At 60.9% G+C, this 3,705-nt stretch carries 4 protein-coding genes; all 4 read left to right on the top strand.

The annotated features are described in order from the left end of the window. The coding region (locus tag AB5Y92_RS07090) for an ABC transporter permease subunit (protein ID WP_368226156.1) at window positions 1-768 on the top strand (768 nt) is incomplete at its 5' end. A 35-nt stretch (window positions 769-803) separates the two neighbouring features. Beyond that, on the top strand, window positions 804-1,697 hold the full coding sequence (locus AB5Y92_RS07085) for an ABC transporter permease subunit (protein WP_005333677.1): 894 nt from the start codon (window positions 804-806) through the stop codon (window positions 1,695-1,697). After that, window positions 1,697-2,695, top strand: a complete 999-nt coding sequence (locus AB5Y92_RS07080) for an oligopeptide/dipeptide ABC transporter ATP-binding protein (RefSeq protein ID WP_005333679.1) — start codon at window positions 1,697-1,699, stop codon at window positions 2,693-2,695. The genes AB5Y92_RS07085 and AB5Y92_RS07080 overlap by 1 nt, the downstream gene beginning before the upstream one ends. Before the next feature lie 34 nt (window positions 2,696-2,729). Continuing rightward, window positions 2,730-3,515 (top strand): ABC transporter ATP-binding protein, encoded by a 786-nt coding sequence (locus tag AB5Y92_RS07075; RefSeq protein ID WP_005333681.1) that lies wholly within the window; start codon window positions 2,730-2,732, stop codon window positions 3,513-3,515. The last annotated feature ends 190 nt before the right edge of the window (window positions 3,516-3,705 follow it).

Genomic DNA, 3,705 nt, shown 5'->3' with positions numbered 1-3,705 from the left:
GACGAGATCCGCCACTACTTCCCGGCGACCCTGATCCTCTGTCTGGCGGCGTTCGCCATCTCGCTGCTGGTGGGCATTCCTCTCGGCACCCTGGCGGCCCTGTCACAGGGCAAGACGCTGGATCTCTCCATCATGACTGCCGGTCTTATCGGCTATGCGGTGCCGGTATTCTGGCTGGCGCTGCTGGTGGTAATGCTCTTTTCGCTGGATCTCGGCTGGTTGCCAGCCTCCGGGCAGATCAGCCTGCTCTACGACGTGCCAACCATCACGGGCATCGCGGTGATCGATGTGCTGCTCAGCAACGAGCCCTGGCGGCAAGCAGCACTGCATGATGCCCTGCGCCACCTGATCCTTCCGTCACTGGTGCTGGCGGTAGTGCCTACCACCGAGGTGATCCGCCATGTACGCAGCTCGCTCATCGACGTGATGAAGCAGAACTACATCAAGGCGGCGGCGAGCCGGGGCCTTTCCAAAGCGCAGATCGTCTGGCGCCATGGTCTGAAGAACGCCCTGCCGCCGGTACTGCCGCTGCTGGGTCTGCAACTGGGTAGCGTGCTCACCTCCGCCATGATCACCGAGGTGGTGTTCGAGTGGCACGGGATCGGCCGCTGGCTCATCAGCAGCATCGCCCTGCAGGATTACGCCGCCATTCGCGGCGCGACCTTGGTAGTGGCCAGTTTCGTGATCCTGACCAGCGTCAGCACCGAGTTGCTGACCACCCTTATCTATCCGGCACGGCGCAAAGAGTTGTATGCCAAACAAGATTGAACGCGCTCATGGCGTGACCAGGAGCCAGGTATCCTATGCAAGATAAATCGAACATCTATCCCGAGCTCAAGATCCTCTCGCCCCTTGAGCAGACGTGGGCCTCCTACAGCCGTAATCCTCTGGCGATGGCGGGGCTATGGTGCTTTTTGCTGTTGCTGCTCATCACGCTGGTGGGGCCGCTGGTCGTCCCCTACGGCATAGATGAACAGCACACCGACAAGCTGCTGCTCGCCCCCTCCTGGGCGGCGACCGGCAACATCGACTACTTCCTCGGCACCGACGATCTGGGGCGCGACATGCTCTCCCGGCTGGTGGTGGGGGCGCGCCTCACTTTCGGTTATGCGCTGGTCGTAGTGGTGATCGCCATGGTGGTGGGCTCCGCCATCGGTATCCTCGGCGGCATGAGCAAGGGGCTTAAATCGAGCGTGCTGCACCACCTGCTCGACACCCTGCTCTCCATCCCCTCCCTGCTGATGGCCATCATCATGGTCGCCATCATGGGGCCGGGTTTTGGCAATACCCTGATAGCCATTACGCTCGCCTTGATCCCGCCCTTTATCCGGGCCACCTACAACGCAGTACATGCCGAGATGCAGAAGGAGTACATCACCGCCAGCCGCCTCGATGGCTCGCCCCCCTTCCGGATCATGCGTCTGGCTATTTTGCCCAACATTGTCGAGACCCTGGTGGCCCAGACCACCCGCACCTTGTCGGCGGCCATTCTCGATATCTCGGCGGTCGGTTTTCTCGGCCTCGGCGCCCAATCTCCCCAACCGGAGTGGGGCACCATGCTGGCCGATTCGAGCGACCTTATCTATCTCGCCCCCTGGACCGTCACCCTGCCCGGCATCGCCATCCTGTTCAGCGTGCTGGTGACCAATTTAGTTGGTGAAGGCATTCGTGAAGCACTCAAAGAGGGGAATGACTGATGCCGCTGCTCGATATTCGCAATCTCACCATCGAGATCGACACCCCGCAAGGCAAGGTCAAGGCGGTGGACAAGGTGAGCCTGACCCTGACCGAGGGGGAGATCCGCGGTCTGGTGGGTGAATCCGGCTCCGGTAAAAGTCTGATCGCCAAGGTGATCGTCGGCATCGAGAAGGACAACTGGACGGTACGTGCCGACCGGATGCGCTTCAACGACATGGATCTGCTGACCATGGCCCCCAAGGAGCGCCGGCGCATCATGGGTCGCGAGATCGCCATGATCTTCCAGGACCCCATCAGCTGTCTCGACCCCTCCGAGGAGATCGGCACCCAGCTGGAAGAGGCGATCCCGACCGATTCGTTCGAGGGGCAATTCTGGCAACGCTTCCAGTGGCGCAAGAAGAAGGCCATCGCCCTGCTGCACCGGGTAGGCGTCAAGGATCACCGCAAGGTGATGCGCGCCTATCCCCACGAGCTGTCGGATGGCATGTGCCAGAAGGTGATGATCGCCATGGCCATTGCCAACCAGCCGCGTCTGCTGGTAGCCGACGAGCCTACCAGCGCCATGGAGTCCACCACCCACTCCCAGATCCTGCGACTGCTGGACAAGATGAACAAGCTGGGCAATACCACCATCCTGATCATCAGTAACGATATCGCCGCCATCGCCAACCTGACCGATACCATCAACGTGATGTACTGCGGCCAGATGGTGGAGGTAGGCACCCGGGAGCAGATCCTCGAGACCCCGCATCACCCCTATACCGATGCCCTGCTCAAATCGATCCCCGACTTTGACAAGCTGGTGCGCCACAAGTCGCGCCTCGAGACCCTGCCCGGCGTCATCCCGCCGCTGCAACACCTGCCCATCGGCTGCCGTCTGGGGCCGCGCTGCCCCTACGCCCAGAAGCAGTGCGTGCAGACTCCGTTGATGAACAAGATCAAGGGCCATCAGTTCAGCTGCCACTTCCCGCTGAACATGGAGGAGCCGAAAAAATGATGACCGTTAATGCCCCCATGAAGGAGCCCCGCTTGTGATCGAGCCATCCCTGTTGCAGGTCAGAGGCCTTAGCAAAACCTACCAGAACCGCACCGGTCTGTTCCGTCGTCAGGCGGTGGAGGCGATCAAGCCCCTCTCGTTCGACCTCGAAGTGGGTCAGACCCTCGCCATCGTCGGCGAGGCTGGCTCCGGCAAGAGCACCCTCGCCCGCATTCTGGCTGGCATGATCGAACCCACCAGCGGCGACATCGCCATCGACGGCCAGCTGATGGTGCATGGCGATTACCAGACTCGCTGCAAACTGCTGCGGATGATTTTTCAGGATCCCAACACCTCGCTGAACCGCAAGATCCGGGTCGGCCAGATCCTGGAAACCCCGCTGCGTCTCAACACCGAGATGACCGAGGAGGAGCGCCGCGAGAAGGTGGTGCAGACCCTGCGTATGGTGGGGATGCTGCCGGATCACGCCCTGTTCTATCCGCAGATGCTCTCCTCCGGTCAGCAGCAGCGGGTGGCGCTGGCGCGCGCGCTGATCCTCAACCCCAAGATAGTGGTGGCCGATGAGGCGCTCTCCACCCTGGACATCTCGGTACGCTCCCAGATCATCAACCTGCTGCTGGAGATGCAGGAGACCATGGGACTGAGTTATGTGCTGGTAGCCAACGATTTGGGTATCGTCAGCCATATCAGCGACGAGGTGCTGGTGATGCACGAAGGTCGGGTGGTGGAGCGCGGCAAGACCCTCAAGGTGTTTGCCGATCCTCAGCACGAGGTGACCCGGCGTCTCATCCAGAACTACAACAACGAATATCGCAAATAGAGAGGCGCTGACCGCTTCCCTTGCCTCTGTTGTCGCCGCGCTCACACGGCGGGATCAAAAAAGCCCACTGCATGCAGTGGGCTTTTTGTTACCGGCTGTCCCGTCCTGAATATGGTTTACACCTTTCCCCCTAATAAATGGAGAACCCGATGGGACAAGGTGTGAAACGGACACAGCGCGATTACTCGCT

It is taken from the genome of Aeromonas sp. R1-1 (assembly GCF_040908495.1).
GTDB classification, from domain to species: Bacteria; Pseudomonadota; Gammaproteobacteria; order Enterobacterales; family Aeromonadaceae; genus Aeromonas; species Aeromonas veronii.
The sequence above is the reverse complement of the archived record's forward strand: the minus strand, read 5'-3'. Positions and strand labels throughout refer to the sequence as shown.

Coding starts and splice junctions, on each gene's coding strand:
- AB5Y92_RS07085 (WP_005333677.1), top strand. CDS start 804: ATGCAAGATAAATCGAACATCTATCCCGAGCTCAAGATCCTCTCGCCC.
- AB5Y92_RS07080 (WP_005333679.1), top strand. CDS start 1,697: ATGCCGCTGCTCGATATTCGCAATCTCACCATCGAGATCGACACCCCG.